Source organism: Rhizobium sp. Leaf341, assembly GCF_001424325.1.
In the GTDB taxonomy this organism is placed as follows: domain Bacteria; phylum Pseudomonadota; class Alphaproteobacteria; order Rhizobiales; family Rhizobiaceae; genus Ferranicluibacter.
Genome location: NZ_LMPE01000011.1, coordinates 43,244 through 69,136 on the forward strand (window position 1 = coordinate 43,244; position 25,893 = coordinate 69,136).

The following is a 25,893-nucleotide window of genomic DNA, read 5'->3' on the forward strand; positions in this document are numbered from 1 at the left end:
GAGAGGTGTCGTGTGACCTTTGCCGGATCCAATGGCGAGCAGGCGGCGGCGCAGAACCGCGCCACGATCCTGAGTGATATTTATCGCGAAGCTCCGATCTCGCGCACGGAACTCGCACACCGCTCCCGGCTCACAAAACAGACCGTGACGCGGATCGTCGATCGCCTGCTCGATGAAGGGGTCGTCATGGAGGCGCGGCGACGTCAGGGCCTGCGCGGGCAGCCGGCCATCGAGCTGGAGATCGATCCCGAAGGCGTCTTCTCGATCGGCGCCAACATCGATCGCGACCATCTGACCGTCGTTGCGGTGGACGCGACCGGTGCCGTGCGCGGGCGCATTCACCACGAGGAACGCTTCCTGATGCCGGAGACCTTCGTCGCGCTGATGGGAGACGCGGTTTCGTCCTTCCTGCGGCGAAAGGTCATCCAGGAGCCGCGGCTGGCCGGGATCGGCCTCGCCATCCCCGACTGGCTCGGCGAAGTGCCGGTCATTGGCCGCCCGGACACCTATGCCCGGTGGAGCGGCTTCGACGTGCGGGGCGCGCTTGCCGGCATCACCAGCCATCCTGTCTTCATCGACAACGACGCCAACGCCGCGGCCCTCGGCGAGATCGAATATGGCTTCGGTACCGAAATCAGCAGTTTCTTCTACATCTTCGTCAACGCCTGCCTTGGCGGCAGTCTCGTCATCGACGGCATGCGCCACAAGGGTGCAAGTGGTCTCGGCGGCGAAATCGGGTGGCTGCCTGTCGTGATCGACGAGGGGCCTTGCTCCGGCAAGACGCAGCCGCTCGGCGAGATGTTTTCGCTTTTCATTCTCTACGATCATCTGCGGCAGCACGGCGTTTCCGTTTCCACGCCGACGGAGCTGGCCGCCCTGACAGGCACGGCGCGCGGGCTCGTCAGCGCCTGGCTGCGCAGGATCAGCATCACGCTGGCCGAGGCCATCATCGACATCGGCATGATCGTCGATCCCGATGCCGTGCTGATCGGCGGGCGTCTCCCGGTCCGGATGATCGATGAGCTCCTGGTCTACACCCGCGAGGAGATCACCCGCCGCGGCGTGACGCCGCCCTCCCTGCATCGCGCCGCGGGATCGGACGATGCCGCGGCGCTGGGGGCGGCAACCATGCCGCTTGCCCATCGGCTGTGCCTGCCGACCGCGGAGGCGGCGCAACGGGAGCGCGTCCCGCTGTCGGCTCATCCAAACGGCGTCAGGCTGACCGCGCGAGCAACAGCTCCATGATCGGCGTCATCGCGGCCCCGATCCCGATGCCGCCGCCGTCCAGCGAGACGCGCCGGATGGGCGGAATCCAGGGTGCGGCCACGAAGGTGCGTGCCTGATCGGTGCGTTGAACCTGCATGCAGGCCATGAGGCGATCGAGCACGATATCCGGAAGCGCTCCGCCGAGGAGCAGGGCGCCGGGCGAGACGAAGCCGGCGATGGCGACGACCGCTTCCAGCAGGCGCCCGGCCACGGTTTCGATCCAGTCGGAAAGCGCCGGCGGTCCGGCGTCTCGCGCGCGCTGATACGCCCGGATGTTGGCCACTTCGGTCAGGCTCGGGTGCAGCCGTCCTGGACGCATGTCGCCGATCTGGCCTGCCCGCCCGTTCATCCCGCGAAACGTCTTGCCGCCGATGAAGAGTCCGGCCCGAACCGTCTCGTCGATCAGCACCACCACCAGCCCCCCTTCCGGCTCGCCGAGCCCGAGCAGGCGTTCGCCGGTCAGACAGGCCTCCGTATCCGGCATCAAGAAGACGGGGCGCCCCGGCAGAAGTCGTTCCACCGTTTCCGTTTCAGGGGCACAGTCCGGGGCAAAGGCGAAGCCGAGGCCGACGGGTGCACGCTCCTCGGCTTTGGCGAGCACCGCCTTCACCGCTTCGGGCAGCTTTGCCCCGATGTCGGACCCCGAAAGGACCTCGCGCGCGAGGACCGCGCCTAGGAGATCGACAAGCACCACCTCGGCCGCGTCGGCGGACAGGCTGACGCCCAGCCCGCATGCGCCCCCGGGCTGCAGCGTGAATTCCGCGGCATGATAGCGCCCGGTCCCGGCGCGCTTGCGCTTCAGGACCAGGCCCTGTGCATCGAGCCGGTTCATGATGCCCGTTACGGCTGGTTCGGTCAGGCCGAGACGGTTGGACAGCTCCTGCCGGGTCAGCGGCCCAAAGGTCCTGAGGAGGCTCAGCGCGACCCGCGAATTGTGATCGGCAATGTCTCCGGGGCTCATGCCCGGCCCCGGCCCGATCCCGGGCTCCTCCGCTATAAGGCTCCGTGACGTCGTGCGCGTCAACCGCTGTCCCGGCCTCATGGGTCTCGGTCTCCCATGTTGACCGGTGTCAGCCCGTGCGCACACGACCGCCGTTTCCCGTTCCTTCTGTCGTCAGGCATCTGGTGCATGTTCCTCGCGCCCGTGAAATGTCCGCTCCCGCGCCGAGGCATGCGTTCGCCGGACATGACGCTTGAGCCGTCTCGACCCTGCAACGTCTGGCGTTCCCTCGCAAGAGTGGAAGCGCGATGTGCCCGCAAATGACGAGGGAGCCTAAGCGATCGAACCGATCGCCGTACCGGCGGAGAGGTAGGCGCCCTGTTCGGCAACGATGCGCAAGCGACCCGAGCGATGGGCTGTGACCTGTGTTTCCATCTTCATGGCCTCGAGAATGGCGATCAGCTCGCCTTCCTGGACCTCATCGCCGTCAACCGCCTTCCATACCTGCAGCGTCCCGGAGATAGGGGCGATGACCTCCGTGACATCGACCGTGGCTGGGGTTCCCACCGCTGGTGTGCCCGGTGTCCCACCGGCCCCGCCGAGCCCTGCAAGCAGCGCTGTCGGCAGGCCGACGGCGTGGAGGCGGCCGTCGATCTCGATATGTGTGCGCATCATGCCGGCTGGCGTCGGCACAACGGGGCGGGGAGCCGCCTCGGGAAGGGCGGCAAAATCCGTCTCGATCCAGCGCGTATGCACCTTGAAGCCGTCTTCGCCCCGGAAATCGGCGGTCTCGATGGCAGCGCGGTGGAAGGGCAGGACAGTGGCGATGCCCTCGATGCGAAATTCGGCCAGGGCCCGACGGGCGCGTGCCAGGGCCTGCTCCCGGTTCGCGCCGGTGACGATCAGCTTCGATGTCAGGGAATCAAAGGTCCCTGGCACCGTCGATCCAGTGACGACGCCACTGTCGAGGCGGATGCCGGGACCTGAAGGCGGACGAAACTCGGTGATGGTGCCGGGCGTCGGCAGGAAACCGCGGCCGGGATCCTCCGCATTGATCCGAAACTCGATGGAATGGCCCCGCGGCGCCGGTGTCTCCAGAACGCCGAGCGGAAGCCCATCGGCAACACGGAACTGCTCAACCACGAGGTCGATACCCGTCGTTTCCTCCGTCACCGGATGTTCGACCTGCAGGCGCGTATTGACCTCGAGAAACGAGATGGTGCCGTCAATGCCGAGCAGGAATTCGACGGTGCCCGCACCGGTATAGCCGGCGGCCTTGCAGATGCTGGCCGCGGACCGATGGATCTCGTTCCGTTGCGCGTCGCTGAGGAAGGGGGCAGGGGCCTCCTCGACGAGCTTCTGGTTGCGACGCTGCAGGGAGCAGTCACGCGTCCCCAGCACGACGACATTTCCGTGGCGATCGGCCAGCACCTGCGCTTCGATATGGCGAGGCCTTTCGAGGAAGCGCTCGAGGAAACACTCGCCGCGCCCGAAGGCGGCAGTCGCCTCCCGCACGGCGGAGTCGTAGAGATCCGGAATGTCCTCGCGTTTCCACGCGACCTTGAGGCCGCGCCCGCCACCGCCATGGGCCGCCTTGATGGCGACGGGAAGGCCATGAGCGTCGGCAAAGGCGATGACCTCTGCTGCGGTTTCGACCGGGCCGTCGCTGCCGGCCACGAGCGGGGCCCCGACACGGGTTGCGATTCGCCGCGCCTCGACCTTGTCGCCGAGCGCTTCGATGACGTGAGGATCGGGGCCGATCCAGATGAGGTCTGCCTGTTGCACAGCCCGCGCGAACTCGGCTCGCTCCGAGAGGAATCCGTATCCGGGATGCACAGCATCCGCGCCGGACCGCTTGGCGATGGCGATCAGCTTGTCGATGTCGAGATAGCTGTCGGCAGGCCGGTTGCCATCAAGGCCATAGGCCTCGTCCGCCAGGCGCACGTGCAGCGCATCGATATCGCAATCGGCATAGACAGCGACCGAGCCGACGCCGTAGTCGCGGCAGGCACGAATGATCCGGACGGCGATTTCGCCCCGATTGGCGATCAGAACTTTCTTCATGCGTATCCTCCCTCTGAGGTGGCCGATGGCAAGGGCACGAGCAGGCGCATCAGGCCTTGGCCGGCACGATGTCTGCGAACGGCGCGATCGGCCGGAACTGGATGCGGGCATTGACCGGGATCTGGCCGGCCAGGTCGAGATGATAGTCGGCAACCGTCGCAATGACGGGATAGCCGCCGGTCAGGGGATGATCGGCGAGGAACAGGACGGGCTGCCCGCTATGCGGCACCTGGATCGCTCCGGTGGCGGTCCCCTCGCTCGGCAGCTCCGCCTTGTCCCGACGTTCCAGCGGGGTATCGCCCGCCAGGCGAATGCCGACCCGGTTGGATTGCGGCGTCACGTGGAAGACCTGGGACGACAGCGCATCGAGGCCCGCTTCGGTGAACCAGTCGCTGCGCGGCCCCAGCACCACGTCCAGCGTGACGATGTCGTTCGCTGCGGGGTGAACGAAGGCTGCCGTTTCCTCGATCGACACCGCTTCAAGCCCCGCCATATCGGTGCCGGCCTTGAGAACGGCCCCCTTGATCACGGGATCCGGGCCGACGATGGCGAGCGTATCGGTCGAGGTGCTGCCGAGAATGGGTGTCACGTCGAAGCCGCCACGCACCGAAAGATAGCTGCGCATACCTCTGGCAGGTTCGCCCAAGGTCACGACATCGCCGGGCTCCAGCGAGATCGGACGGTATGTCTCGGCCTGCTGCACGCGCCCCTCGACATCCCGGATTTCGATCGGACAGGGAGCACCGGTGATGCCGATGACCGTGCGGCCGGAAACCGAGACGGAAAAGCCGCCGAGCGTCAGTTCGAGACAGGTTTTACCAGGCGGATTGCCCACCACGCGGTTGGCGGCGCGGTAGGCGCCCTGGTCGAGCGCGCCGGCTGAGGAGACGCCTTGCCCGGTCTGGCCGAAGCGGCCCGCGTCCTGGAAAAGCGCCGGCATGGGCGCGGCAAGGACGGTGAAGGACACGCCGCCTGCATCGGCATTCGAGGCGACGACCGTTTCCGGGGAGATCGGTGAAGCCACGCTGTAGGAGCGTTTCGCCAGATCGTAGAACTGCACGCGGTAGCCCGGTTGGAAGAGCGCGGGCGGATCGCGCGACAGGTCCCACATCTTTTTGGGCGTCACGCCGATGATCTGCCAGCCTCCGGGGCTTTCCTGCGGATAGACCCCGCTGAAAGCGCCAGCGAGCGCCACCGACCCGGCCGGAATACGGGTGCGAGGGCTCTGGCGACGCGGTACCTGCAGAGCGGGGTCTCCGCCGACGAGATAGCCGAAACCGGGCGCAAAGCCGCAGAAGGCCACGGTGAACGCGCTGTCCACATGCCGACGGATCACCTCGTCGACGGCGAGGCCCGTGAGCTCGGCGACGTCGGCCAGATCTTCGCCTTCGTACCGCACGGGGATGTCGACGCGCTTGTCGGACGGTGCGATACGCGCAGAGAGATCCCGCGTTGCGACCTCTCGCGCTAGTGCCTGCGGCGTCGTGGAGCTTGGCTGGAAACGGATCATCAACGTGCGGGCGGCCGGCACAAGATCCACGATGCCGGATACCGGTTCGGCCTCCAGCGAGGCAAACAGCGCCAACGTTTCCTGGAGATCGGCAAGCTCGACAAGCAGTGTGGTCAGGCTGACGGGGAGAAAGCGCATCGTGATCCTCAGGCGTGGTAGGCCGAATCCGGAATATCGGTGATGAACATGTGCCCCGGCGCGTGGGTGATGGCAAAGGGCACGCCGGAGGCCATGACGGCCGCCTGGGGCGTCACGCCGCAGGCCCAGAATACGGGAACTTCGCCGGGTTCGATCCGCACGGCGTCGCCGAACTCCGGCTTTGCGAGGTTGGCAATCCCGATCTCCTCCGGCGCGCCGACATGGACCGGTGCGCCATGCACGGCCGGAAAGCGACCGGAGATGGTTGCGGCATCCGCAACACGACCGGCCTGGATGGGCCGCATGGAGACGACGAGATTGCCGTGCAGGCGTCCGGCCGGGCGACAGGGCCGATTGGTCAGATACATCGGCACGTTGGAGCAGTCGGTGATGTGGCGGATCTCGATGCCGGCTTCGGCCATCGGCGTCTCGAAGGTGAAGCTGCACCCGATCAGAAAGCTGACGAGATCGGGATGCTCGGCCCAGGCGGCCCGGGCGTCTGCGGTTTCTTCCGCAAGCTTGCCGTCCCGCCAGATGCGGTAGAGCGGCACGTCGGTCCGAAGGTCCGCGTCGGGCGCGAGCAGGGTGCTGTGTGATCCGGGGTCCGACACGTCGAGAACCGGACAGGCTTTCGGGTTGCGTTGGGCGTAGAGCAGAAAATCGAACGCCCAATCGCGCGGCAGCACGATCATGTTGGCCTGCGTGAAGCCGGGCGCGACACCGGATGTGGGCGCGACACTGCCGGCGCGGTAACGCGCGCGGGCCTCCCGGGCGCAGGTTGCGTCGACATGGCGTAGATGTTCGATGGCAATCACGAGGATCTCCCGGTGTTTTCGACGCGCGGCAGAAACGATCTCACCGAAAGTCCCTCTGCTTCGAAGGCACGTCGGATTTCGCGGGCGATCGAAACGGCGCCGGGGCTGTCCCCATGAACGCAGATCGATTGCGCCTCGATGCGGATGGTGGAGCCGTCGATGGCGGTCAGCGTGCCGTCGCGGGCCAGCTGGATCATGCGCTGCGCGATGGTTTCAGGGTCGTGAAGCACGGCGCCGGCCTCCCTGCGGGAAACAAGCCGGCCCTCCGGCGTGTAGGCGCGGTCGGCAAAGGCCTCGGCGACGACGGCAAGTCCGGCGCGGCGCGCGAGATCAAGGATCGGCGTGCCGGCAAGCCCCATCAGGACGAGGCCGTCATCGATCGCCTTGATGCCGTCAATGACGGCCTGCCCCTGCTTCGGGTCGTTGGCGATCTTGTTATAGAGGGCGCCATGCGGCTTGACGTAGCTGACCCTGGATCCGGCGGCCGCCGCCATGCCCTTCAGGGCGCCGATCTGATAGATGACGTCGGCGATGAGTTCGTCCGATGTGACGTCCATGTCGCGCCGGCCGAAGCCGACGCGGTCGGGATACGAGACGTGCGCGCCGATGGCGACGCCGTGATGAGCAGCGGCGCGGACAGTGCGCAGGATCCCGCCGGGATCGCCGGCATGAAAGCCGCAGGCGATGTTGGCACTGGAGACGATGGCAAGCATGGCCGTATCGTCACCCATGTCCCAGGCGCCGTAGCTTTCGCCGAGGTCGCTGTTGAGATCGATGGCTTTCATGTCGCGCTCCTACCCTTGGTCGTTGGCTCGTCACCGAGATGGTGTGTGTCCGGACGCAAACCGCGTCGCGCCCGGGTGGTTCTGGTGCCCTATGCGGTCAACAGCGCGAAAATCGGGCCGATCGAGCGGTACCCCATGTACCAGGTAAGGGCGCAGGCCAGCACACCCAGCACGAGAAGCCAGCGCGGATAGCGGTAGCCGCCCATCAGGTCCGAGCGTGCCCAGGCCGCATAGATGAAGATCGACAGGCCGATGGGAAGGATGAGCCCGTTAAGCCCGCCGACGAACACGAGCATCTGCGCGGGTGGTGTCGTGATGAGGACATAGGCCAGCAGCGACACGCCGATGAAGATGACCGTTGCAATGTTGCGGCTGCGCTCGGAGATGTCCTTCTTGAAGACCGTGATGAAGGATACGGACGTGTAGGCCGCTCCGATGACCGAGGTGATGGCGGCGAACCAGAGCACGGCGCCGAAAATGCGGTAACCGACATCGCCGGCGGCCGCCTGGAACGCCTGGGCCGCAGGATTCGCGCCCTTTCCGGAGATATCGATGACGGCCCCGCTGGCCACCACGCCGAGGATAGCGAGGAACAGCACGTAGCGCATGAGACCCGTCACGGCGATGCCGGTCAGAGCTGCGCGATTGACCGCGCCGAGATTCTCGATGCCGACCGTGCCCTTGTCGAGCAGGCGATGCGCGCCGGAATAGGTGATATAGCCGCCGACCGTGCCGCCGACGATGGTGGTGATCGTGGCGAAATCGATCGTGCTCGGAAGAAACGTCTGAAACAGCGCGTCGCCGACCGGCGGTGCCGAGACCACGGCGACATAGAGCGTGAGCACGATCATGAGAATGCCGGCCACGACGATGAGCCGATCGATCGCAACGCCGGCCTTCTTGGACAGGAAGATGGCAATGGCGATCAGGGCGCTGATCGCGCCGCCCCACTTCGGATCCGCACCGAGCATCGCGTTCAGGCCGAGGCCGGCGCCGCCGATGTTGCCGACATTGAAGAACAGTCCGCCGACGATCACGAGAATGGCGAGCAGATAGCCGGTGCCGGGGACTGCGGCGTTGGCGATATCGGAGGCGCGCATCTTCGTCAGCGTGACGATCCGCCAGATGTTCAGCTGGACGACGAAATCGATGACGATGGAGGCGAGAATGGCGAACGCAAAGGCAGCGCCGAGCTTCGTCGTGAAGGTCGCCGTCTGGGTGATGAAGCCCGGACCGATCGCGGAGGTGGCCATCAGGAAGATGGCGGCAACCAGCGCCGCTCTGCGAGACTTTGTCGACATGCTACCGGCTGCGGGATTGCCCTGCGACGGTGCGGGAGACGATATGGGTGTTTCGGCCATGTTACCCTCTTTGTTGTCCGCGTCGCCCTATGAGCCCAGGGTCGTGCGGCTGTTTTATCGGAGTAAGGTCGCCGCGTTTCACAACCCTGTCAATATCGTTCAACGATTTTATTGCATCGTTCTACGTTAATGTTCAAATTCTTGGCAGACTGCTCTGCGAGCAAGCAGAAAAACGAGGCGTTGCCGGTCTTTTCAGCAAGAGGATAGGGCATTTGCCCTCTTGGACTCCGTGAATGTCTCGACAGTCTGCCGCGCCCCTCCCGGCATGCCGTCGAAATCGTGTGAAGAGGCGCTCAGATCGATCGCAGGAGGTTTCCCTTGGACATGATCCGCGATATCGCTGCGATGACGGCGCGCACGCAACGCATGGGGTGCCTGGGGGACCGCGTTTTCGATGGCAGAACAGGACATGATATCGGCGCTGGCGCCGCGCCTTGCAGAGAAGATCCGGGACAGGCTGATCGCCGGTGAACTGAAGCCGGGGCAACGCCTGTCGGAAGCGGCGCTGAGCGCGGATTTCGCCGTCTCGCGCAACTCGCTTCGGGAGGCCTTCCGTCTCCTCACGAAGGAAGGCCTGCTGCGGCACGAACCCAATCGCGGCATGTTCGTCGCCACGCCCAGCATGGCGTCGATCCTGGATATCTACAGGGTCCGGCGCATGATCGAGTGTCAGGCGCTGGCCGGGGCCTACCCGCACCACCCCGCGGTCGCCCGCATGCGGCGGGCCGTCGAGGCTGCCAAAGTCGCGCGCGACGCCGAGCACTGGGGCAGCGTCGGAAGCCAGAACATGGTGTTCCACGCCGGTATCGTCGAGCTGGCCGACAGCGAGCGGCTGAATGCGTTCTATGCCCAGATCGCCGCAGAGCTTCGTCTGAGTTTCGGCCTGCTTGCCGACCCCGAACTTCTCCATGCGCCGTATGTCGATCTCAACGCCGCGATCCTCGACCATCTCGAAGCCGGACGGACGCAGGAGGCGGCCGACCTGCTGGAGGCCTACCTCACACAGTCGGAGCGCACCGTCCTCGCCGCATTTTCAAGGATCGGCTGACGCGCGCTTTAGCCATCGGTGCGGTGGCCGTCCGCGTCGAAGAGATGTAGGGCCTGCCGGTTTGCGGCGACCGGCACCATGTCGTCCATCAGGATGCGGGACCGGCCCGCAACGCGGAAGATGATCGGCTGGCCGTTCGTCAGATGCCCGTGAACGTAGCTTTCCGCACCCACGAGCTCGACCGCCGCGACCTTCACATCCGCGCGGAAGGCATCGCCCGTGCGGCCATCCTCGGAGAGGTGGAGATCCTCCGGACGGATGCCGAGTGTCGCGCTTTTCGCCGGCAACGGGATGCCCGGATCAAGACTCCAGGCATCGCTCGAGACGCCGGGCAGCAGGTTCATGGAGGGGGAGCCGATGAAGGTGGCGACGAAGGTGGTTGCCGGCCTTTCGTAAAGTTCGATCGGCGTTCCCACCTGCTCGATCACGCCGCCGTTCAGAACGACGAGCCGGTCGGCGAGCGTCATCGCCTCCATCTGGTCGTGCGTGACGTAAACGCTGGTCGTCTTCAGGGATTTCTGCAGCCGTTTGATCTCGACGCGCATCTGGACACGCAGTTTCGCATCGAGGTTCGACAGCGGCTCGTCGAACAGGAAGGCCGCGGGTTCGCGCACGATCGCGCGGCCCATGGCGACACGCTGGCGCTGGCCGCCCGAGAGCTGCCGCGGCTTGCGCTCCAGAAAACCTTCGATTTCCAGAGCCTTTGCGGCCGCCGCAATGCGCCGGTCTATTTCGGCCTGGGGCGTGTTACGGTTCTTCAGGCCATAGGCCAGGTTCTGGCGTACCGACATGTGCGGATAGAGCGCGTAGTTCTGGAAGACCATGGCGATGTCGCGTTCGGAGGGTTCCAGCGTGTTGACCACGCGTCCGCCGATCGAGATCTCGCCGCCGGTGATGCTCTCCAGGCCTGCGATCATGCGCAGCAGCGTTGATTTCCCGCAGCCGGAGGGTCCGACGAGGACGAGGAATTCGCCATCGGCGATATCCAGCGAAATGCCCTTGATGGCGTCGACATTGCCATATTTTTTGCGGACGTCGTTGAGAACGATATTGGCCATTATTTTTCCGTCTCCACGAGACCTTTGACGAACCAGCGCTGCATGAGCACCACGACGAGAATGGGGGGAATGATGGCGAGGATCGCCGTGACCATCACGTAGTTCCACGGCGTGGACGCGTCCGTAAAGTCCACCATGCGCCGCAGGCCGATGATGACCGTGTTCATCTTCGCGTCGTTCGTGACCAGCAGCGGCCAGAGATACTGCGTCCATCCGTAGATGAAGAGGATGACGAACAGGGCCGCGATGTTGGTGCTCGACAGCGGCAGAAGGATATCCCGCATGAAACGGAACGGGCCCGCATTGTCGATGCGCGCCGCTTCGACGAGTTCTCCCGGAATGGTCAGGAAGAACTGCCGGAAAAGGAACGTTGCCGTCGCCGACGCCATCAGGGGCAGGGTCAATCCTGCATAGGTGTCGATCAGTCCGAGATCGACGATGACCTTGTAGGTCGGCAGGATGCGCACCTCGACCGGCAGCATCAGCGTGACGAAGATCATCCAGAAGAACGCCATGCGGAACGGAAACCGAAAGAAGACGATGGCAAAGGCAGAAAGGAACGAGATGACGATCTTGCCGACCGCGATTGCCATGGCGACCACGAAGGAATTGAAGAGCAGCCGTTCGAGGCTCACGCCGACGACGCGTTCGACGCCACCCGTCAGCGCCTCCGTGTAGTTCTCGACGAAGTGGCCGCCCGGCAGCAGCGACATGGGCGGGCGGATGATCGCCTCCGACGTCGCCGTGGACGCGATGAACGTGTAATAGATCGGGAAGGCGACGATGATGATGCCGAGCATCAGGATGGCGTGGCCGACGAGGTTGGCGATGGGGCGTTTTTCGATCATCTCGAGGCCTCAACCATAGTGCACGCGCTTCTCGACGAAGCGGAACTGGAACGCCGTGAGTGCGATCACGATCACCATGAGGATGACGGACTGGGCGGCCGAGGAGCCCAGGTTCAGATTGACGAAGCCGTCATTGTAGACCTTGTACACCAGCGTCTCCGTTGCCTTTGCAGGTCCGCCGCCGGTCACGGAATGGATGATGCCGAACGTGTCGAAGAACGCGTAGACTGTGTTGACCACGAGCAGAAAAAACGTGGTCGGCGCCAGCAGCGGAAAGACGATCGTCCAGAACCGTCGCGCGCCGCGCGCGCCGTCGATGGATGCTGCCTCGATCAGGCTTTTCGGAATGGCCTGCAGCCCGGCGACGAAAAAGAGGAAATTGTAGCTGATCTGTTTCCATGCGGCAGCGACGACGACGAGTGCCATCGCCTGCTCGCCGTTCAGCAAGGGGTCCCATCCAAAGCCGTTGCGACGCAACAGGTAGGCGAATGTCCCCATGGCCGGATTGAACATGAAGAGCCAGAGCATGCCGGCCACGGCCGGCGCAACGGCATAGGGCCAGATCAGCAGGGTCCGATAGAAGGTCTGGCCGCGCACCACTTTGTCGGCAGCCGTCGCCAGCAACAGCGCGACGCCCATGGAGACAAGAGCGGTCAGAATGCTGAAGACCACGGTGACCTGCAGGGCGTGGATATAGTTCGGATCCGACAGCACGGCACGAAAATTGGCAAGGCCGACGAAGCCGCTTTTCAGGCCGAACGGATCCTCGCGCATGACGGACTGGTAGAGCGCCTGGCTTGCGGGCCAGAAGAAAAAGATCACCGTGAGAACGATCTGCGGGGCGACCAGCAGGTACGGCAGGATCTTGTTGGGAAAGGCGACGTTGTGCACCGGGTGCTCCTCGGGACGGCAGTCGGGCGGCGTACCGACCCGTCAAAAGGGGTCGGTACGCCGGTGAGGACAGGTCAGTTGCCGATGGCTTCCGCGATCGCCGCATTGCCGCGTTCGACAGCCTTGTCGAGGGCAGCCTTCGCATCCTGCTTTCCGGCCAGCATCGCTTCGAATTCCTCGTTCATGATGTCGCGAACCTGCGGCAGGTTGACGAGACGCACGCCCTTGGAGTTTTCGGTCGGTGCCTTGCCCATCATCTGCAGGATCGGCGTCTCGCGGCCCGGATTCTTGTCGTAGAACCCGGATTTCTTGGTGTCTTCATAGGCGGCATTGGTGACCGGCATGTAGCCGGAGACCTGGTGGAGCCTTGCCTGGATCTTGGTCTGGGAGAGGAAATTGAAGAACTGCGCGATGCCCGCATATTCCGCATCGCTCTTTCCGCCGAACACCCAGAGGCTCGCGCCGCCCGGGATCGTGTTCTGCGGCCCATGGCCTTCGTAATAGGGGAGCTGGCCGATCCCGTATTTGACGCCCGACTTGACGATGTCGCCGAGGCCACCGGACGATTCCGTCAGGATCGCGCATTCGCCGGACATGAACAACTGCTTGGCTTCCGATGTCCGGCCTCCATACCGGAAGGTGCCATCTTTCGCGAGATCCGCAATCGCCTGGAAATGCTCGACGAACAGCGGCGCGTTGAACTCGAGCTTGACGTCGTTGCCGCCAAGGCCGTTCTCGTTGGTGCCGTATGGCACATTGTTCCACGCTGCGAGATTTTCGGTCTGGATCCAGGTGAGCCAGGTGGAGGTGAAGCCGCAGGATGCGGCACCGCTCGCCTTGATTTTCTTTGCGGCAGCAAACACGTCCGGCCAGGTCTTCGGCGGCGCTTCGGCGTCCAGGCCGGCCTTCGCGAAGATATCCTTGTTATAATAGAGGATCGGCGAGGACGAGTTGTAGGGGAAGGACAGCATCGTGCCGTCGGGCTTGGAGTAGTAGGCCGCGATACCGGCCAGATATTGCGACTTGTCGAAGGTGAAGCCGCCCTTCTGCAGCACCTCGGCGGCCGGCATGATCGCACCCTCGGCGCCCATCATCACGCCGCTGCCCGCGTCGAACACCTGGATGATGGCGGGTGGCTGCTCGGAGCGGAACGCGGCGATGCCGGCGTTCAACGTCTCGGGATAGGTGCCCTTGAAAACCGGCGTAATGGTATAGTCCGACTGGCTTTCGTTGAACTCCTTGGCAAGCTGGTTGACGACCTCGTTGTTCGCCCCCGTCATCGCATGCCACCATTGCAGGTCGGTCGCAGCCGATGCGGCGAGCGGTCCGGTAGCCGACAAAGCAAGAGCCGCTACCGTTGCCTTCAAGGTCGATGCCTTCAGGAATGTCTTGAACATGAACGTCCTCCCGGTTTGGCAAAGCAGGACAAGCCGCTTCGCGATCTCAGCGCGACGATCCTCCTCGACCGTCACCAATCGGTTACATATGCCGGGCTTTTTCCGGGGCGGCAACCGACAATCGACCATCGTCCACGATCATGCATCCGCCAGCAGTACCCGCCGCCGAAGTATAAAACGGTCGGAACAGCTCTGAAATCCGGTTAATACTTCGTTAACGATTCAAGATTGGCTCAATGTTAAATAAAACTGGAACAAAGCTGGTCTTTGTCCATTTCAGCTGCAGTCTCAATGTCAAATGGGTAATGCGTCATGACCGAGAACACAGTCCGCCGGTGGCAGAGCCGTCCGATCATCGACTATCCCGTCGTGATCATCGAAGATCATCTTTTGCTGGCGCTCGATCTGGAAGACGCCGTGTCAGCCGCAGGCCTGAATGCGGGCGTCGTCGGTTTTGCCAGCCGGAAGAAGCACGCTCTTCGCATTGGCGGTCTGGCCGCGATCGCTTTCGTCGACGTGAACCTTGCCGACGGGCCGAGCGGCCCGGAGATCGGCCGAATCCTCGCACGGGATCACGATGTCACGGTCATCTTCACCACATCGGATCCGGAAGCGCTGGGAACCGGCGTTCCCGGTACGATGGGCGTTCTGAAGAAACCTGTCAGCCGGGAAGCGGTGCGCGGTGCGTTGACCTATGCAATCGCGCGCCGGCGGGGCGACTTGGCCGTCGTGCCGCCCGAGATGACGCTGTTTGCCGGCTGAGGATTTCCTCGGCGTCCATGGATCACCTGACGAGCCGGCCGGCGCGGCGGAGAGTGTGTCTCCGCCGCCTGTTCTCAGTGGCGCGAGGAAACCGCTGCAGGTGTCGCCGCGCGAGCGTTGGCAAGGCCGCGAATGGCGTCCTGGTTTCCGGTCGCAGCGAGCGCCTCGAACGTGCGGATCGCCTCGCCGAACCGCTTCAACCCAAGAAGAGCGTAGCCGCGCAGTACCATCAGATCGACGCGCTCGGGCGCAAGTTGCGCGCGGCGTTCGAGCAGGATCAGGGCCTCGGAGAAGCGCTTCTGGTCGAAGGCGGCCAAGGCACGGTTTGTCAGAAGGGCGATCTGGATCTCGGTTGCCTTCCCGGCATCCATAGAGCCACGCGTCGCTGCGACCGATGCCTTGTCGGTCAGGCCCTGCCGCAGATAGGCAAGGCTCTGGCCATAGGCGGCTTCGCTGCGGATGCGCGTATCCCCGGCGCGGATGGCGGCGTCGAAATGACGTGCAGCCTCGAGGGGCCGGTTCAACTCCATCAGGCACCAGCCATGCCGAAGCGCCTCGCCGGCCGAGAGACCGGACGGGTCCGTGGACGTGCTGCAGCCTCGACCCGACGCCGATGCGACGTTGCGCCTCGCGGCGCCTGAGCGCGCCGGACGCTGCCGCGGCGGTGCTGCCGGTTCGACGCTCGCCTGTGTCGAAGCCTCTCCCGATGACGCACGCGCGCTTTGCCGCTCGGGCTGCTGCGGAGCTTCGTCGGCAACTGTTGCGGCCGGCAATCTGCGCGCGGTTTCCACGTCGTCCTGCTGTTCGCCGAGCAGTGCGATCCGCGGTGAGCGACCAGCCCACTGCCTCTGGATGCGGGCGACATCGCGTGCCCTGCCGAGTTGGTTTGCCGTGATCGCAAGCCCATAGGCGGAGGGCTCCGTCTCCGGCGCCCAGGTCAGCGATGTCGAGAACCACTGCAGTGCGAGCTGGGGCTGTTCGAAGGCGCGCGCATACCAGCCGAACTGCTGGGCGACGTCGGCGCTCCGGGCGCGCATTGCCTCCTGCGCGATGCGTTGCAGCACGTCCGCTTCGATCACGACCGGCGGATCGAGCGCCAACAGATTTGACGCCGCCGCCAGATAGGTCGCGCGCGTATCGTCGGACGTGTCGCGCCAGGGATAAAGCACGGCTTCCGCTTCCCCCGGTGTTTTTCGGGCGACGAGCGTCAGCGCAAGACCTTGGGACGCCGTAGCGGAGTCCTCCGCCGTCCGCGCCTTGCGAAACCAGGTTTCTGCCTGCTCGGTCGCGTCGCGACGGAGATAGTACCAGCCGAGCAGCAGGGCGTCGGAGGCCTTCCCACCGGTTTCGGCGGCATGCTCGAGACGCGAGAGATATGTCGGGGGCACGACCAGCTTGGGGTCTTCGCCGGCAGACGCGACGAACTGGCGGGCCAGATCGTCCTTGACCGGCTCGAATTCGCCCTTGCCGGTCGGATCGGTCTTTTCCTGTGTCAGCAGTTGCTCGACCAGCGGGCGGGGCAGCAGCGAAGCCGCCTTCTGCACCGTCGCCAGCCGGTCCGCGCTTTCGGTGCAGCTCGAGAGGATATAGGTATAGGCATCCACCGCGCGCTGCGCGCGGTCGGTCTTTGCGAAGGCCTCCGCCAAACGCCAGAGAATGTCGATCTCGCTGCATACGAGAAGCTGGGGCATTTCCGCTGCGACATCGACCACGATCGGATATTGCTGAAGATTGGAGGCGTTCAGGAGACGCTGCCGGGCTTCGCCGAGCGCGAGCATGGCGAGCAGGTTCTCCGGAGGCTGCCAGCCGGGCTCGCGTGCCTGGCGGTCGGCAATGGCCTTGCGGACATCGGCGTAGCGCGTTTCGGCGTAGAGCGCCCACATGGCCTCCAGCTGGGTATCGGCATTGGGTGGAGCGGCCAGCGGATCCGCCGGAGGTTCCCAGTCCGGATAGAGCGTGCGCAAGCGCGCGATCTCTGCCTGCAGCCGGACGGTGTCGCCCTGACGCGCGAAGTATCGCAGAGCACCTTCATCGACGCTCGGTTTTGCAGGTGTTGCCGCTGCAGGCGCCGCGGCGGTCGCGGGCGCACCTTCCGGCGGTTTGGCGGGCGTTTGCGGTTGCACCTGCGCCTTGATCACGGGCTCCGGTTTCACCGTCGCATCCGGAATGGCCTGCGGTTTCTCGTCGACGGGTCCGTCGACGGAGGCCTCAGTGGCAGCATCCCGGGTTTCCGCTGCCGTTCCAGCCTCGCCCTCAGCCTCCGTTTTCGTCTCAGCCCCCGTCTGCGTGTCGGACACTGTCTCTGGCTTGGCGCCCGTCTCCGTCTCGGCACCCGTCTCGGGCAGGGCCGCTGCCGGCGGCAGGTCCTGCAACAGGTCGGCCGGCCGCGGCTCGCTGCGGCGCGCGGCGGGGGTCGGCGGGACCAGGCTCAGCCGGTTGCCTGTCTCGTCGACGGCAGGCGGAGCGACGATCGAGCCCGTCGACAGTTCAGCCTTCGGCCAGAAGACGGACCCGTAATAGGTTGCCGTTGCCGCTGCTGCGACCAGCGTCGAGAAAAGCAGGATGCGGGCGGTGGTCATGGGAACTCCCGGTAGACTGTCCGAGCAGGAAACGGCGCGCGCAGAGGGCGCATCGATACCGGACCCGGTCGAACGGCTGTCTTGAAACGTCCGCGATGCAGGGGCCTCATCGGCTGCGCCCCAGAAGGCGCAGCATCAGGGTGGTGATGATGCCGAGAAGCGCAAAGCCGGAGATGAAGATGACGGCGAAGAAAAGGATATTGGTCGAAAGCCAGTTCGCGGCGATCAGGCGCCAGTTGGCGATCGAGAATGGCTGTGTCGGGTTCAGGTGAAGATCGCGCACCGGCACCATCGAAACGTTTCCGGTGGACTCCTCGAATGTCGTGATGCGGCCGTCGAGACCATTCCAGCGTGCCTCCTGCACCATCGCGCTCATGCCGGTCTGAAGGCTCGCGGACGTCGGGCCCGTTGCGAGCGTCCACGTCCCGGCTCCGGACGGGCTGCGGCCCTGCGCGATCATGAAGCTGACATTTTCGGAGGGGGAAAAATCCTCTTCCTTGCCGGGCAGGAAGCGGAGCGAGTCCATCGACAGATCGAGATCGCTCTTCAACCAGGCCTCGAGGCGCGACCCCTGACCGAGCCAGCTGCCGCCGGAGACTTTCTGGCGCCATTCCTCGAACAGGGTTCCACTGCTGTCGTCCGGCTGCCCGCCGGCATGATGCGTGCCCCAGTTGGCCGGTGCCGCCCCGATCTGCATCTGGGTCAGCAAGGGCGGGGGGAGTTGCGACAGCGTGCCGACGATCAGCGCATTGCGATCGCCAAGGGCTGCGGGAGATGCGACCGTGTCGAGTGCCAGAGGATTGCCGGCGGCAACAGCGAGGCGGCCGAGCAGGGTGGCCGCAGCCGACAGCGTTTCGGGGTCGAGGCGGTCGAGATAAAGGGCCGTCGGTTGCTCCGCGCGGCGGTAGGGCTGCCCCGTGGATGAGGTCGCCGCGAGGCTGGGGCTGCTGTCGATCCGGGCGAAATCCGGCATATGGAATTCGGTCGTGTCGAACAGGGCGAAACGCGGCGTGGTCTGGGCCGGCGTTCCCGTGGCGCAGGCATCGTCTTCCGCTGCCAGCAGGACGGCTTCGATCGAGATGCGATTCACCCCCGGCACGAAGTGCCGCAGCGTCACCGTGATGGGAAGATGGCTGAGAATGCCGCCGCCTTCCGTAGAGAGGGGCGTCGTCGTCGCGATATTGCCGTTGACATACACGTCGATCCGGCTTCCCGGCAGAACCGATGGGGCGTAGCCGGCGTCGAGCAGGATCACGGCGTCGCCGTAGGCGCTGGCATAGAAATCGGCAGGCACACCGAGCATGAACTCCGTGCGGAACCTGCGCCCTGCGAACTCGCTGGTGGTGATGCCGAGCTGCGAGAGAGGGATGCGCGTGTCGCCGACGAGGATCGGCGCATCCGGCGTGTGCCATGCCTTGGTGGAAAACGAGGTGCGCGAGGTACCTGGTGCTGCGTCAAGCGGACTTGCGAGCGTTTCCACCGCCTGCCGAAGCGCCTCGGCCGTCGGGCCCGTGACGACGAGCGCATTGACGCCCCGCGTTGCACTGGGCGCAAACGCCACCGTCGGGCCAACGGCCGTGCCGGCGGGAAGGGTCGGCAGCATCCCGTCGATTTCAAGCTGTGTGCCGACCAGCACGGTCAGCGTGCCCGCGGCGGACGTGGCAGGCAGGGCGGTATGGAAGGCGACCGTCTGGTTCGGCATCTGCGTGCGAAGCGCCAAAGCCTGCGCGAGCCGCAGCAACATGTTCGAGCGGCTGGGATTCGTCAGCGCTGGAGCGACGATGTCGATGGCCGTCGCGCCCGTGCCGTCGAGGCCGACGGCCTGGATGTCATCGATGCTGGAAAGGCGATCGCCGACCGGCGCGTTGAAGGTCAGATAGGTGCGGCTCGGGTCGATGTTGGTCCACAGATCGTAGGTGGACTGGATGCTGCAATCCGTCCGGTGACGCTGCTGTGTCGAGAGACGCACGACGTTCGCACCGGCCTGCAGCGCGCCGCTCGGGAGTGGCAGAACGAGGTCGTGCACGGCATCCGCCGAGGCGACCGGCACCTGGCCGACCACGCTCCCGTTGAGCTCGACGGAGAAGCTGGAAGCCTCCGGCGCGACGACGATGGAATTCTGGTAGCCGATGGTAATGGCGGTTGCCGCGTTTGCCTGTTCGGGCGTGAGGTAGATCGTCCATGTCCGCCGGTCGGTCTCGCCGGAAAGGCTGAGCTTTCCGAACGGAAGGATGTACCGTCGATAGGCATCCGTCTCCATCGGCGCAGGCGCAGGGGCCTTGGCTGCGGCCGGCGACTGCGGTGCAGACGGCGTTGCCGAAGGCTGGACGGGTGCGGGTGAGGCGGGCGCTTGTGGACGCGGTTCCGCAGATGCCGGGGCGGGGACGGGCGGTGACAGCTGGAAGGGCGCCGGCTCGCTTGCCGGTTGTTGCGGTCGCGCCTCGGATCCTCTCGCGGACGGTGCCGTCTGCGTGCCCGGCGCTGCCGGATCGGGTGCCTGGGTGGGGTGCTGCGGCGCTGCCGGCCTTTCCCGGGACATGTCGAACGGGGCCGACTGCGCCAGGAGCTGCGAAGGCGCAAGAAGAGCTAGCGTGCAGGCGATGACGACGTGTTTCATGGTCTTGCGGCCTCCTTCTTGGCAGGGGCTGCGTCCTTCGACCCGCCGAGGCTCCGGAAGAAGTAGAAGAGACCGCGATTGGTCTGGTAGAGCGCGATGGCAAAGAAGCTGATCGTGCCCCGGATCAAGCCAGGATTGCGGCGCCGGCCCATCTGGAATTCGCTCCACTGGGCGGAGTTGGCGAAGATGATGTCGGCGAGCAGGCGCCGTTCCTGTGCTTCACGCGGTGCGAACGTACAGCCGACGAGCACAAAGCCGTCGCCCCGTCCGCTGCGGACGATCTTGACCGGTATGGAAGATGGTGCGCCCGGACTGAAGGTCTCGACCCGAATTTCCTCCATCGCCCCCTCGGTCAAGGGCTGCATGGACCGATTGTAGACATGGACGAGAAGCCCGTTGACCGAGACGTTCTCGATGATGCCCGGAAACCACTCGTCGCCCACCTTGAATTCGCAGCGACGCTTGACGTTGACCCGGCGGGAGGACGACTTTTCGCGCCGTTCGGAGACCACGCCGAGCGCGCAGCCGGCGAAGACGAGGTTGAGCAGGTTCCAGCCGGCCACGACCAGCGTCACGTCTGACTTATAGGGCTCGGCATAGATTTTGTAGAACGACATGATGGTGGCGATGAGCAGCACACCGAAGATGACGAAGAACGGGCGACTGATCTCCGAAAGTCGGTTGTCACTGATCGATTCGTCTTTCGCGGTGACCTTGAAGGTGGGCTTCGATGGATTGAAGATCACCGAGATGACGGCCGGCAACAGATGCACGGTCTGCACATATTCGTAGAGTTCGGAGATCCAGGGCCAGCGGAAACGACCGTAGAGATAGTTCTGCATGAGCAGGTTCACGAGCATGTAGGTGGTCGTGTAGGCCAGGAACTCGCCGCCGGAGCCGACGAAGATTTCCAGATCAAAGAAGATGTAGAATAGCGGTGCGAACAGGAAGACCGTGCGCGGAAACGGGAACAGCCAGAACAGCGTCGAGGACATGTAGCAGAGCCGCTGCGGCATGCTCAGCCCGCGCTTGAAGAGCGGCATGCGGAACATGAGGATCTGCATCATCCCCTGCGCCCAACGGCTGCGCTGGCCGATGAAGCTTGCAAACGTCGCGGGTTGAAGCCCGGCAATCAACGGCTTGTCGACATAGACGCTGTTCCAGCCACGGGAATGAAGCGCCAGCGCCGTTTCGCAATCCTCGGTGATGCTGATGCCGCTGAAGCCATTGGTGTCTTCGAGAGCACGCCGGTTGAGCACGGCCGCCGACCCGCAGAAGAAGGCGGCGTTCCATTTGTCGAGCCCGCGCTGAATGATGCCGTAGAACATCTCGTTCTCGCTCGGCATCTTGTTGAAGGTCTTCAGGTTGCGCTCGATCGGATCGGGATTGAGGAAGAAATGCGGAGTCTGGACGAGAAAGAGGCGCGGGTCCTCCTCGAAATAGCCGACCGTCTCGCGCAGGAAGTCGCGTGCCGGCGCATGGTCGGCGTCAAACACGGTGATCAGGTCGCCTTGGGATTGGCGCATGCCATTGTTCAGATTTCCGGCCTTCGCATGTTCGTTGCGATCGCGCGTGAGATAGTTGGCATCGAGATTGCGGCAGAGTTCTTTCAGTTCCTCGTGGCGGCGCTGGGCGGCCTGGCTGTCGGGGATGCTCGCCGCGTTCCGCTTCTGCAGCGTGCCGCCGTCGTCCAGCAGCCAGACGGTGAGCTTCTCGGGCGGATAATCCATGTTCTTGGCGGCCGCCAGCGTGTTGGCCAGCAGATCGGCGTCCTCGTTGTAGGTCGGGATGAACACATCGACCGAGGGCGCATAGTCCGCAGAGCCCGGGCGCGGGCGGTTCGGCGGAAGCGGCATGGAAACGATGAAGAGGCTGAGCGCCAGCATCGCGACGCTGTACATTTCAGCCAGATAGAGCAGGAAGCCGGGGATGAAGTTTTCCAGCTGGTTGACCGGCGGCAGCGTGCTGGTGGTGCGCCAGTAGACGTAGCGCAGCACGATGGCAGTTCCGAAGCCGAGGCCGATAAGGCGCCAGTTGCCCTCTGCCTTCAGCACTTTCAGGACTGCAAGGAGCGCCATGCAGAGGAAGGCGGCAACCAGATGCGTCTGGAGGCTGACGGGCAGGGTCGTGATCGCCACGATGACGACCGACATGCAGATCCATGCAACGACGATAAGCGCCTTGAACATGACCCTATTTTCCCTTTTCGGAAGAGTGCTGGATATGGCGCATGGATCACATGTTCCTTGTGCAGGCGCTGCTCTGGGAGACGGCACAGGGCACAGACGGAATGACGGGCCCAGCCTGGGGCCCGGGGGTCGTTGCAGCGCGCGCCGCGCCGTCCTCACTCGGCAGGCTGACGGGTCGGGGTGCCATTGGCGTCTGAGGAGCACCTGCCGGTCCGTTCGCGCTCATGTTGGGCGCGGGGATGGCGACCGAGGGAACGGAGGGCTGAATGTTTTCCACACGCGTCGCTGCAGGCCGCGTGTTCTGGCGTTCGAGCCGGCGAAGGGCAGGACGGACAGGCGCGGGCCCGGACAGATCGGGGGCCTCCGGCGGCGGCAGCAGCCGCGCTCCGGCGCCGGCAGCATAGATCGGCCGCCCGAGCTGCCCGACGGCAGGGTCGAGAGGGGGCACGTTGCCATAAGGATTCCAGGCGACGCTGTCGAACGCTCCGGTCAACGTGTAATGATACATCATCGACAGGAGCGCATCGCGCGAGGCGCCGGTCTGGCAAATGCGGACCCGCGTCTGGATCATGCCGAGATAACGGAAGGTGCGCACGAGATTGTCGGACGCCTTGATCTGCTGCCAGCCATAAAGGCATGCGTCGCCAGAACTTTCGTTCGTGCCGTAGGCATAGGCGAACGCGCCGTAATTGTTCTGGACGAAGCTCGGGGAAATGCTCATGCGGATCGTCGGAAACTCCGACCGCATCTCGCCGACCGCTTGCGCCGTCGTCATGATCCGGGTCGGGAGCCGCGATGCCCCGTCGAACGCTGTGGCGGTGGGGCCGAAATAGCGGACCTGGATGTAGTTCTGTCCGCGGCCGCGCGCATCCGTGGCCAGAATGATGTCCTGCTGGACGGCATTGGAAAAATTACGTTCGATCACGCTCACAATGGCCGGACCGCCGGGCGGAGGAAAAGCCAGCGCTTTTTCTGCTGCGATCTCTGTCGGCGCGGACGACTGCTTCAGTCCGCCGGTCTGGGTGCAGCCGGACATCGCCGCAGCACTCAGAGCCAGAAGCATGCCCGGCATGGCCGTTCTTCCTGCAATTGCGAAAGCCGTATGAAACATGAGCGCGATGCATCCAGTGATGGAATCAGGGTTATTCCATCTCATTTCTCGCGGGCATGGTTAATGTTCGGTTAATCTTTCCTAACGCTTTCCACCAATGCGCGTCTTACGGGACGTTTTGCTGCCGGTTCGTGGTCCGGACGACACGAAGTCGGCCGTTGCCGACCGATGGAATGTGCGTGCGGGCCGGCCCCTTCCGAATCAAAAAGAAAGCCCTTGGCGAGCGTTACAACCACGTTTGCAGCGCTTGATTGCTGTTCCCAGGATCGAACGACCAAAAGCCGAACGCTTGACGGGTCGTTCTACCCAGCTACTGAGCACCTGTGGTCGGCCCGGGATTGTTCGGCACTGTCTGGGTCTTCTCCGGCTGAGGTGGCGCGCCACCGCCTGTCGAAGCGTCCTGGGAAGGGCTGATGACGAGCCAGCCGATCGCGATCAGGATCACCACGAGAACGGCAACGCTGAGGGCTGTGCGATTCAACGTCATGTGTCAGCTCCCCCACCCGCGTTGCCCGTCACGACGTTCGCTTTGGGATCGACGCGGCCTGCAGCGTCTTCGACCCGCATCGACGCGGCATAGACGAACAGTGCGCAGATCAAGGACGTGGCAAGGACCACGATGACGGCCTGGTTTCCGGTGTGAACTCTCATGCAGGGGAAAGGCACCGACGCTCCGTATGTTCCCGTCCGACGCACGCGTCGCGCCCTTCGACGTTAAGCATCTCCTACGTTTGTCGCAGAAGATGCGCTGAAAACCGGCTTTGAGGGCATGGGACTGTCGATTTGCAATCGGTTGTCCTGTAAGGAGCTTGCAATCGATACAATGTATGGCGCACCGGCGATGGCTTTCAGGTTTCTGACGAAGAATACGAGGACGAGCGTCAGCTTCACGGAGGCTTCCACGAAGCTCGTGCTCGTGAAGGACGTGACGATTGATGTGACGGGCAGCGGCATCGTCGCCTCCGGCCTCGCAAAAGCGCGCGACGTGGTCATCGACGGCACCATCAAGGCCGGCGCGTCCGGGGTGCTGTACGGGGCGGCCAATGCCGGTGATCTCGACGGGTCTGTCGTCGTCTCCAGAACGGGATCCATCGTCGCCGGTACGGTCGCTGTATCCGCGACGGCAGCCGGCATGGATATCGTCAATCGCGGCAGCATGTCCGGAAAGCAGGCCGGGATCAGCGTGGTCGGCAACACGGCGAATATCGCCAATGAATCCAGCATAGCATCGTCTGCCGGCAGTGCGGTGCTGGTGAAGGGCGCCGCGGCAATGGTCGTCAACAACGGCAAGATGGTCGGCCAGCTCGATGCCCTGAAGCTTTCCGGCGATCGCATCGTCATGACGAACAACAAGGATATCTCATCCGCCACCGCTGCCGGCATCGTGGTTGACGGGCTCGCAACAATCGTGACCAACAACGGTTCGATCGCCGCGCGCGGCAACGGGATAACGGCCACCGGAGCCTCCGAGATCATCACGAACAATGGCACGGTCGGCAGTGGGGCGACGGCTGTTTTTGCCAAGGGCAAGAACGCCATCGTCACGAATTCGGGCGTGTTGCAAGCCGGGGCCGACGGCATCCTGCTGACGGGCGCCAAGGGAACGTTGACCAATACGAAGACGATCGCGGTCGGTGGCACCGCCCTTCATGTTGTCGCCGACGATGCGATCGTCAACAACCGTGGCTCTTTGGCCGGCGCCGTGGGAATCTCGGTCGTCGGGGATCATGCGCGCGGTGCCAACAGCGGCACGATTTCCGCCTCCAAGGGCAGCGCCGTCGACTTTGCCGGCGCCGATCATGCCAGTTTCAATAACAGCGGCGTTTTGTCGGCGCGGTCGGGCGTTGCGTTCAAGAGCGGCGACGGCCAGCAGTCGGTCACCAACACCGGCACGATGAAGGGCGACGTCCTGCTCGGCGGGGGCAACGACTACTTCGACGGTCGCGGCGGAACGGTCCTTGGCACGGTTGCGGGCGGTGCCGGTCACGATACCTATGTGATCGACAATGCGCGCACCTTGCTGGTCGAGGCCAAGAACGCCGGCAACGATCTCGTCATCTCGAGCGTCAGCTACACGCTGGCGGACAATTTCGAATATCTCACGCTCAGCGGCACGGCTGCCAGCAACGCGACCGGCAACGGGCTTGCCAACCAGATCCATGGAAACAGCGCGTCCAACCGTATCGACGGCAAGGCCGGCAACGACATGATCTGGGGCCATGGCGGAGCGGATATCCTGACGGGCGGCGCCGGCGCCGACCAATTCGTTTTTTCCACCGGCGATGGCCGGGACGTGATCCTCGATTTTGCCGCCAGCGGACAAGCCCACGACATTCTCGACCTCACCAACCTCAAGGCGATCACGGATTTCGCCGACCTGATGAAACATCACGCCCGACAGGACGGCAACGATGTCCTGATCGATGCCACCGGTGGTGACAGCATCCTGCTGAAGAACGTGAAACTCGGCCTTCTCGACAAGGGCGACTTCTTCTTCTGAGCCTTCTTGCCGTT

The 25,893-nt window shown here is 64.4% G+C and carries 20 protein-coding genes; 4 read left to right on the forward strand and 16 right to left on the reverse strand.

What is annotated here, in order from left to right:
* The first annotated feature begins 12 nt into the window (after positions 1–12).
* Positions 13–1,245, forward strand: coding sequence for an ROK family transcriptional regulator (locus ASG03_RS11445; protein WP_062478258.1), 1,233 nt, complete (start codon positions 13–15; stop codon positions 1,243–1,245).
* Here the strand turns inward: ASG03_RS11445 and ASG03_RS11450 are convergent.
* From ASG03_RS11450 to ASG03_RS11475, 6 genes are all read right to left on the reverse strand, one after another.
* Positions 1,214–2,227 (reverse strand): ROK family transcriptional regulator, encoded by a 1,014-nt coding sequence (locus ASG03_RS11450; RefSeq protein ID WP_062693655.1) that lies wholly within the window; start codon positions 2,225–2,227, stop codon positions 1,214–1,216. The genes ASG03_RS11445 and ASG03_RS11450 overlap by 32 nt on opposite strands.
* Positions 2,228–2,539: 312 nt before the next feature.
* On the reverse strand, positions 2,540–4,270 hold the full coding sequence (locus ASG03_RS11455; RefSeq protein WP_062693656.1) for an acetyl/propionyl/methylcrotonyl-CoA carboxylase subunit alpha: 1,731 nt from the start codon (positions 4,268–4,270) through the stop codon (positions 2,540–2,542).
* 49 nt (positions 4,271–4,319) lie between these two features.
* The gene (locus ASG03_RS11460) at positions 4,320–5,918 is read right to left on the reverse strand and encodes a 5-oxoprolinase/urea amidolyase family protein (RefSeq protein ID WP_062693657.1); all 1,599 of its coding nucleotides are present in this window, start codon (positions 5,916–5,918) and stop codon (positions 4,320–4,322) included.
* A gap of 8 nt (positions 5,919–5,926) precedes the next feature.
* Positions 5,927–6,733 carry a putative hydro-lyase gene (locus ASG03_RS11465; protein WP_062693658.1) on the reverse strand — a complete coding sequence of 269 codons (807 nt, stop codon included), beginning with the start codon at positions 6,731–6,733 and terminating at the stop codon, positions 5,927–5,929.
* On the reverse strand, positions 6,730–7,518 hold the full coding sequence (locus tag ASG03_RS11470; protein ID WP_062693659.1) for a LamB/YcsF family protein: 789 nt from the start codon (positions 7,516–7,518) through the stop codon (positions 6,730–6,732). The genes ASG03_RS11465 and ASG03_RS11470 overlap by 4 nt, the downstream gene beginning before the upstream one ends.
* An 89-nt stretch (positions 7,519–7,607) precedes the next feature.
* On the reverse strand, positions 7,608–8,819 hold the full coding sequence (locus ASG03_RS11475) for an NRAMP family divalent metal transporter (RefSeq protein WP_062478847.1): 1,212 nt from the start codon (positions 8,817–8,819) through the stop codon (positions 7,608–7,610).
* A gap of 454 nt (positions 8,820–9,273) precedes the next feature.
* On the opposite strand from ASG03_RS11475, the gene ASG03_RS11480 reads away from it, so the two are divergent.
* Positions 9,274–9,927, forward strand: coding sequence for a GntR family transcriptional regulator (locus ASG03_RS11480; RefSeq protein ID WP_062478276.1), 654 nt, complete (start codon positions 9,274–9,276; stop codon positions 9,925–9,927).
* An 8-nt stretch (positions 9,928–9,935) separates the two neighbouring features.
* Here the strand turns inward: ASG03_RS11480 and ASG03_RS11485 are convergent, their stop codons facing one another.
* The 4 genes from ASG03_RS11485 to ugpB form a co-directional block, all read right to left on the reverse strand.
* A complete protein-coding gene (locus ASG03_RS11485; RefSeq protein ID WP_062693660.1) occupies positions 9,936–10,985 on the reverse strand; it encodes a sn-glycerol-3-phosphate import ATP-binding protein UgpC in 1,050 nt (349 codons plus the stop codon).
* The gene (gene ugpE, locus ASG03_RS11490; RefSeq protein ID WP_062478281.1) at positions 10,985–11,833 is read right to left on the reverse strand and encodes a sn-glycerol-3-phosphate ABC transporter permease UgpE; all 849 of its coding nucleotides are present in this window, start codon (positions 11,831–11,833) and stop codon (positions 10,985–10,987) included. The genes ASG03_RS11485 and ugpE overlap by 1 nt, the downstream gene beginning before the upstream one ends.
* 9 nt (positions 11,834–11,842) lie before the next feature.
* A complete protein-coding gene (gene ugpA / locus ASG03_RS11495; RefSeq protein ID WP_062478284.1) occupies positions 11,843–12,724 on the reverse strand; it encodes a sn-glycerol-3-phosphate ABC transporter permease UgpA in 882 nt (293 codons plus the stop codon).
* 74 nt (positions 12,725–12,798) lie between these two features.
* Complete coding sequence (ugpB, locus tag ASG03_RS11500) at positions 12,799–14,121, reverse strand: sn-glycerol-3-phosphate ABC transporter substrate-binding protein UgpB (protein ID WP_062693846.1); 1,323 nt, start codon at positions 14,119–14,121, stop codon at positions 12,799–12,801.
* A gap of 312 nt (positions 14,122–14,433) precedes the next feature.
* Between ugpB and ASG03_RS11505 the strand changes: the two genes are divergently transcribed.
* Complete coding sequence (locus tag ASG03_RS11505) at positions 14,434–14,883, forward strand: response regulator (RefSeq protein WP_062693661.1); 450 nt, start codon at positions 14,434–14,436, stop codon at positions 14,881–14,883.
* Positions 14,884–14,957: 74 nt separating this feature from the next.
* Here ASG03_RS11505 and ASG03_RS11510 read toward each other — a convergent pair whose 3' ends face one another.
* The 6 genes from ASG03_RS11510 to ASG03_RS21675 all read right to left on the reverse strand — a co-directional run bounded on the left by ASG03_RS11510 (position 14,958) and on the right by ASG03_RS21675 (position 24,030).
* On the reverse strand, positions 14,958–17,462 hold the full coding sequence (locus ASG03_RS11510; RefSeq protein WP_062693662.1) for a tetratricopeptide repeat protein: 2,505 nt from the start codon (positions 17,460–17,462) through the stop codon (positions 14,958–14,960).
* Positions 17,463–17,568: 106 nt separating this feature from the next.
* Positions 17,569–20,079, reverse strand: coding sequence for a cellulose biosynthesis cyclic di-GMP-binding regulatory protein BcsB (locus ASG03_RS11515; RefSeq protein WP_062693663.1), 2,511 nt, complete (start codon positions 20,077–20,079; stop codon positions 17,569–17,571).
* On the reverse strand, positions 20,076–22,268 hold the full coding sequence (gene bcsA / locus ASG03_RS11520) for a UDP-forming cellulose synthase catalytic subunit (protein ID WP_062478295.1): 2,193 nt from the start codon (positions 22,266–22,268) through the stop codon (positions 20,076–20,078). Before bcsA ends, ASG03_RS11515 begins: the two co-directional genes overlap by 4 nt.
* 46 nt (positions 22,269–22,314) lie before the next feature.
* Entirely contained in the window at positions 22,315–23,340 is a 1,026-nt protein-coding gene (gene bcsN / locus ASG03_RS11525) for a cellulose biosynthesis protein BcsN (RefSeq protein ID WP_062693664.1), read from the reverse strand.
* A 349-nt stretch (positions 23,341–23,689) separates the two neighbouring features.
* On the reverse strand, positions 23,690–23,866 hold the full coding sequence (locus ASG03_RS21475; RefSeq protein ID WP_156381815.1) for a hypothetical protein: 177 nt from the start codon (positions 23,864–23,866) through the stop codon (positions 23,690–23,692).
* A complete protein-coding gene (locus ASG03_RS21675) occupies positions 23,863–24,030 on the reverse strand; it encodes a hypothetical protein (RefSeq protein WP_162241382.1) in 168 nt (55 codons plus the stop codon). Before ASG03_RS21675 ends, ASG03_RS21475 begins: the two co-directional genes overlap by 4 nt.
* Positions 24,031–24,220: 190 nt before the next feature.
* Here ASG03_RS21675 and ASG03_RS11530 point away from each other — a divergent pair, with 190 nt between their 5' ends.
* Entirely contained in the window at positions 24,221–25,879 is a 1,659-nt protein-coding gene (locus ASG03_RS11530) for a calcium-binding protein (RefSeq protein ID WP_156381816.1), read from the forward strand.
* Positions 25,880–25,893 lie beyond the last annotated feature (14 nt).

Excerpts from the sequence above, each read along its gene's own strand:
- ASG03_RS11450 (WP_062693655.1), bottom strand. The coding sequence starts at position 2,227 with ATGAGCCCCGGAGACATTGCCGATCACAATTCGCGGGTCGCGCTGAGC.
- ASG03_RS11455 (WP_062693656.1), bottom strand. The coding sequence starts at position 4,270 with ATGAAGAAAGTTCTGATCGCCAATCGGGGCGAAATCGCCGTCCGGATC.
- ASG03_RS11460 (WP_062693657.1), bottom strand. The coding sequence starts at position 5,918 with ATGCGCTTTCTCCCCGTCAGCCTGACCACACTGCTTGTCGAGCTTGCC.
- ASG03_RS11470 (WP_062693659.1), bottom strand. The coding sequence starts at position 7,518 with ATGAAAGCCATCGATCTCAACAGCGACCTCGGCGAAAGCTACGGCGCC.
- ASG03_RS11475 (WP_062478847.1), bottom strand. The coding sequence starts at position 8,819 with ATGTCGACAAAGTCTCGCAGAGCGGCGCTGGTTGCCGCCATCTTCCTG.
- ASG03_RS11480 (WP_062478276.1), top strand. The coding sequence starts at position 9,274 with ATGGCAGAACAGGACATGATATCGGCGCTGGCGCCGCGCCTTGCAGAG.
- ASG03_RS11485 (WP_062693660.1), bottom strand. The coding sequence starts at position 10,985 with ATGGCCAATATCGTTCTCAACGACGTCCGCAAAAAATATGGCAATGTC.
- ugpE (WP_062478281.1), bottom strand. The coding sequence starts at position 11,833 with ATGATCGAAAAACGCCCCATCGCCAACCTCGTCGGCCACGCCATCCTG.
- ugpB (WP_062693846.1), bottom strand. The coding sequence starts at position 14,121 with ATGTTCAAGACATTCCTGAAGGCATCGACCTTGAAGGCAACGGTAGCG.
- ASG03_RS11505 (WP_062693661.1), top strand. The coding sequence starts at position 14,434 with ATGACCGAGAACACAGTCCGCCGGTGGCAGAGCCGTCCGATCATCGAC.
- ASG03_RS11510 (WP_062693662.1), bottom strand. The coding sequence starts at position 17,462 with ATGACCACCGCCCGCATCCTGCTTTTCTCGACGCTGGTCGCAGCAGCG.
- ASG03_RS11515 (WP_062693663.1), bottom strand. The coding sequence starts at position 20,079 with ATGAAACACGTCGTCATCGCCTGCACGCTAGCTCTTCTTGCGCCTTCG.
- bcsA (WP_062478295.1), bottom strand. The coding sequence starts at position 22,268 with ATGTTCAAGGCGCTTATCGTCGTTGCATGGATCTGCATGTCGGTCGTC.
- bcsN (WP_062693664.1), bottom strand. The coding sequence starts at position 23,340 with ATGCCGGGCATGCTTCTGGCTCTGAGTGCTGCGGCGATGTCCGGCTGC.
- ASG03_RS21475 (WP_156381815.1), bottom strand. The coding sequence starts at position 23,866 with ATGACGTTGAATCGCACAGCCCTCAGCGTTGCCGTTCTCGTGGTGATC.
- ASG03_RS21675 (WP_162241382.1), bottom strand. The coding sequence starts at position 24,030 with ATGAGAGTTCACACCGGAAACCAGGCCGTCATCGTGGTCCTTGCCACG.
- ASG03_RS11530 (WP_156381816.1), top strand. The coding sequence starts at position 24,221 with ATGGCTTTCAGGTTTCTGACGAAGAATACGAGGACGAGCGTCAGCTTC.